This is a genomic window from Streptomyces palmae, from assembly GCF_004684805.1.
In the GTDB taxonomy this organism is placed as follows: domain Bacteria; phylum Actinomycetota; class Actinomycetes; order Streptomycetales; family Streptomycetaceae; genus Streptomyces; species Streptomyces palmae.
The window spans coordinates 1-4,966 of sequence record NZ_SRID01000456.1; the positions used below are offsets into that span (position 1 = coordinate 1).

At 70.9% G+C, this 4,966-nt stretch carries 4 protein-coding genes; all 4 read right to left on the bottom strand.

Features of this window, described 5'->3' with window-relative positions; genetic code table 11:
• Positions 1–551 (bottom strand): flavin reductase family protein (locus E4099_RS29005; RefSeq protein WP_245245279.1); only part of this gene is annotated, 551 nt, incomplete at its 3' end.
• 62 nt (positions 552–613) lie between these two features.
• Positions 614–2,110, bottom strand: coding sequence for an FAD-binding oxidoreductase (locus E4099_RS29010; RefSeq protein ID WP_135342091.1), 1,497 nt, complete (start codon positions 2,108–2,110; stop codon positions 614–616).
• Between the two features lie 94 nt (positions 2,111–2,204).
• The gene (locus E4099_RS29015; RefSeq protein ID WP_135342092.1) at positions 2,205–3,842 is read right to left on the bottom strand and encodes an MFS transporter; all 1,638 of its coding nucleotides are present in this window, start codon (positions 3,840–3,842) and stop codon (positions 2,205–2,207) included.
• A gap of 112 nt (positions 3,843–3,954) precedes the next feature.
• Complete coding sequence (locus tag E4099_RS29020; RefSeq protein WP_135342093.1) at positions 3,955–4,767, bottom strand: dienelactone hydrolase family protein; 813 nt, start codon at positions 4,765–4,767, stop codon at positions 3,955–3,957.
• Positions 4,768–4,966: the final 199 nt, after the last annotated feature.

The window sequence follows — 4,966 nt, forward strand, 5'->3', positions numbered from 1 at the left end:
GACAGGAAGATGGGGTGGGTACCGCGTTGCTCCTCCTCCAAGGAGCCCATCGACCCGCGGAAGAAGATCAGGGGATCCTGGTCCGGGCATGGCACGCCGAGTTCGACCACCTCGCCGACGAAGATCGTGTGGTCGCCACCTGCGAAGGCGTTGACCAGACGGCAGGACAGATAGGCCATCGCCCTGCTCAGGACGGGCACGCCGGTGGCCGACAGATGGTGGTCGACGCTGGCCAAGGTGGCGGTGTGCCGGCCGGCGAACGCCCAGGCCACCTGTTCTTGGCGGCCGGTCAGGAAGTTGACGGCGTAGGCGCCGGTCTCCTCCACGACCTGGCGCATCCGCGAGTCCTTGTGCAGGCAGAACAGGACCAGGGAGGGGTCCAGGGAGACCGAGGTGAAGGAGTTGACGGTGGTGCCCGAGGCCTGTTCGCCGGTGCCGCTGGTGATCACGGTCACCCCGGTGACGAACAGGCCGCACACGGTGCGCAGCAGTTTGCCGTCGATGGGCCCCTCGCTTCGGTGGTGCCGGATGCCTGGCTGTGTGGTGGTCACTGGGCGCCCCCTGGGCCGTGGGTTGGGATGGGAGGTGTCGCGGCCTGGCCCCGGCAGCGGGGTCAGCGGATGCTCTGGGCGTGGGTGAACAGGCCGCATGGGTCGTAGGCGGCCTTGGTCTGGGAAAGGCGCGGGTAGTTCTCGGCGTAGTAGGCCCACTTCCAGTTCGTAAGGGCCGGGTCGATGAAGTTCTGGTAGGTCTCGCCGCTGGAGTAGGGGTCGATCGCGGCGAATCCGCGGTCCACCCAGAGCCGGGCGGCGGCCTTGCCCTCGTCGGTGGCCGCGGCCGGGATGGTGGCCAGGTAGTTGGTGGTGAACAGGCTGTCGCGGTGCACATAGGCGGTCGCGCGGCGGTCCAGGTCGCTGTCGGCTCCGCCCAGCGGGAGGACCTGCAGCTGGTGGATCTGGCCCGCCTGGCGGTGCGCGTCGAAGACGGCGAGCGCCGATGCCCAGCCGCTGCGTGCGATCGGGGCCTTGAACATGCGGCTGCGTTCGAGGCCGAACGCGGGCCGGGTGAGCTGTCCCTCGGGGTGGATGTCGGCCCGGTGGCACTGCTCGGTGGTCTTGGTGGCGCAGCCGTACACGCCCATCATCAGGGTGCGGTAGGGCAGGGTGGTGTCGGTGCGGGTGGCGGGCGGTCCGGTCAGGGCGAGGAGCCGGCCCGTCTCGTCGGCCAGTTCGGTGGCCGTGCCGGTGGAGACCAGGCGGATCGCGGGCACCGGGGTGTTCCCGGGCGCGGCGTCGGCGAGGGTGACCACGCAGGCGCCGCCGATGGTGCGGGGTGCGTGTGCCAGCCACCGGGTGTATCCGTCGATCATGTCGAGGGCCGTGTCGTAGGCGAACACGAGTGTGGAGGTGGCCACGTCGGTGACCGGGTGAGGGGTGGCGGTGTAGGAGGTGACGATGCCGAAGTTGCCGCCGCCCGCGCCGCGTATCGCCCAGAACAGGTCCTTGTGCTGCTGGGGTGATGCGGTGACGGTGCGGCCGTCGGCGAGGACCACCTGGGCGGAGGTCAGGGCGTCGCAGGCCATGCCGAGCGGGCGGGTCAGGAAGCCGAGGCCGCCGCCTTGGACGAATCCGCCGGCCGCGACGGTGGGGCAGGCGCCGCCGGCCACGGCCAGTCCTGCCGGAGCCAAGGTGGTGAGGAGGTCGACATTGTGGGCGCCGGGTCCGAAGGTGACCGACTCGCCGTGCAGGGCGATGCGGTTCAGCCGGGAGACGTCGACGATCAGGCCCGTGGTGGTGGAGTATCCGCCCAGGCTGTGGCCGCCGCTGCGGGGTGCCAGGGGAATGTCGTGATGCTGTGCGAAGGCCAGGCACAGTGCGACGTCGGCCGCGTTCACGCAGTAGGCGACGGCCTGGGGTGCGATGGTGTCGTACTGCTGGAGTTCGAGTTGTCTGGCGGTGGCGTAGAAGGGGTCCTCGGGCAGGACGAGGGTTCCGGTCAGGTGGCCGCGCAGCTGCTCCCAGGGGGTGTGGGCGCGGGCGGGTGCCGTGTGCAGGGCGGTGAGGGCGGCGGCGGTGCCGCAGGCACCGAGGAGTGTTCTTCTCTTGATCATAGGCGAGTCCCAGCAGAGCGCCCCCGGGCCCGGAGGGGCCAGGGGGCGGAGGTTGGCTGTGCGGACAAGGTGGGGCGGGTGGGCCCCTGGTGGGTCAGTGGGTGGGGGTGGTGTCCTTGGTGGATTCGGTTTCCTGCGGCTGGGCCGGCGGTGCGCCGTGTCCCATGCCGGAGGGGGTGGGTCCGCCCTTGAGGGCCAGGCACAGGGCCGCCCCGGCGAACATCGTCACGGCGGGCACCAGCATGGTGGGCTGCAGTGCGTCCACGAAGCCCTCGCCGAAGACCTTGCCGGCCAGCTCCCGCATGCGGTCGGCGATGTCCTGGGGGATGCCGGCCGGTAGTGCGGCGCCCTGTTCGGTGCCCACCTCCACGTGCTGTGCCCCGTCGGCGAATCCGCCCACGAAGTCCGCCCGGTACTCGGAGGGCAGCGACTGGGCGCCGATGCGGGCCTGCTCACGCAGTGCGGTCAGCAGCTTGGCCTGCAGGACCGCGCCGATGACGGCGCCGGCGAGTACGGAGCCGACCTGGCGCAGTGCGTTGTTGACGCCGGAGGCGGCGCCGGTCAGGTGCGGTGGCACGTTGCGCATCACCTCCGAGCCCATCGGGGCGAAGGTGCATCCGGCGCCGAGTCCGGCGACGAACAGCGGTCCGATGAACGCGGTCCAGGAGCTGTCGGTGTCGGCGACCAGGAGGATCCAGGTGATGCCGATGCCGAACATGGACAGGCCGGCCGTCAGGATGTACCTGCCGCCGAACTTCTCCGACAGGATGCCGGCGGGACCGGCGGTGACCATGGAGCCCAGGGCGAGGGGCACCAGGACCAGGCCCGTCTTCAAAGCGCTGAAGCCCAGCACGGACTGCAGGTAGATCGTGGTCGGCAGCAAAATGCCCAGGACACCGAAGGACACCGCGATGCCGACGAGGTTGACCAGGGAGAAGTTGCGGTCCTTGAACAGGGAGAACGGCAGCAGCGGTTCGTTGTCCTGCTGGCCGCGCTCGTAGGCGAGGAAGACGGCGAGCAGCACGGCGGAGGCTGCGATCAGCGTCCAGATCCAGCCGTTCCACTCGTAGCGCTCGCCCTCGATCAGTCCGAAGGCCAGGCAGAACAGGGTCGCCGAGGCGAGCAGGGTGCCCGGCAGGTCGAAGCGGTGGGTGACCTTGTGTGTGTGCTGGGGCATGAGCCGCACACCGAGCAGCAGGACCAGCGCGCCGACGGGGATGTTGATGAAGAACACCCACCGCCAGTCCAGGTGGGTGACCAGCAGACCGCCGACGGTGGGGCCGATCGCGCCGGAGACGCCGGCGACCGCGCCCCACACTCCGTAGGCCGCGCCGCGCTTCTCCGGCGGGAACACGTCGGTGATGATCGACAGGGTCTGCGGGATCAGCATCGCCGCCCCCGCGCCCTGCAGGGCGCGGAACGCGATGAGCTGGGAGGGGTCCTGGGCCAGGCCGCAGGCCAGGGAGGCGAGGGTGAAGACGGTCACGCCGGTGAGGAAGAGGTTCCCCTTGCCGCGAATGTCACCCAGGCGCCCGGCGGTGATGATCAGTGTGGCCAGGACCAGGGTGTAGGCGTTGACGACCCACAGGATCTTGTCGAGCGACGCGCCCAGATCATCGGTCATGTCCGGGATGGCGATGTTCACGATCGTCAGGTCGACCAGGGTCATCACGAACCCCAGGCACAGGACGCTCAGAACCGCCCACGGGTTCGTCTGCCGTTCTCGAGTCATGTTCCTCTCCTTGTCGCGGCGTCAGGCGCGCACGGTGTGCGGCGGCGCACCCAAGAGGGCGGATCGGGCTCCGGTGTGACATACCGAACCAACGATGAGACGTACGTCACACTCATGTCGTGGGGGTCAGCCTCTCCCGCAGGAAGGCGACCACGCGCGCGCGGGCCGCGAGGGCCGGGTGTCCGGGCCGGTGGCGTACCTCGGCGGTCAGTACGGAGTGGGCGCCGGAGGTGAAGCCGGCCTCGTTGCCCGGGGCGGAGTCGAGTTCGATCACCTCGAACGCGTCCCCGAGCCGTCCACGCAGCGCGGTGAAGCGCTGCGTCGGGGAGAGCTTGTCGCCCCCGAACCTCAGGCCCATCACGCACAGCCCCTCACCGCGGGTCCGTGCGGCGACGGCGTCGAGTTCGTCGGCCGCGAGTCCGGGGTCGGCGCGCCGGGTGCGGCTCGTGGGCAGGGGCACCGAGGGCTGGCTGACCACGGGGGCCAGTACGGCGGGGTCGACGGCCGCGGCGAGCGCGAACCCGCCGGTGAAGCACATGCCGATGACGCCGACGCCGGGGCCCGGGGTGCGGGCGGCCAGCTGGCGGGCCAGTGCCCGCAGATGGTCGGCGACGGGGCGGCGGGCGTTCGTGGCGAACGCCCGGAACTCGGCGGACACGCACAACCGGGTCAGGACGCGCAGCGTGTAGGGGGCGGAGTCGCGCCGGCCAGGCGTGCCGAACAGGGAGGGGATGGCGACGGTGAAGCCCTCCTGGACGAGGTGTTCGGCAAGGCCGAGGACCTCGGGGGTGATGCCGGGGATCTCCGGCAGGAGGATCACCTCGGGGCCGGTCCCCTTCTCGTACACCTCGTGGGTGACCCCGGCGCCGGTGAAGGGGCGTCGGCTGAATCCGGTGAGGTCCGATGTCGGTGCGGTGCCGGTCACGGCGCTCTCCTCGCGGGGGTGGTCAGGGTCGGCGGGTGGCCGGGCGCTGCCGTGCGCGCAGCAGCAGGACGACCAGGGAGGCGGCGGCCGCGATCACGTCGATGTGGTCCAGGGCCCGGCTCGATCCCTTGGCGCGCACGGCCTTGCGGGCCAGGGACAGGGTGCTCACCGCCAGCGCGGTACGGGAGAGCGGCCGGGG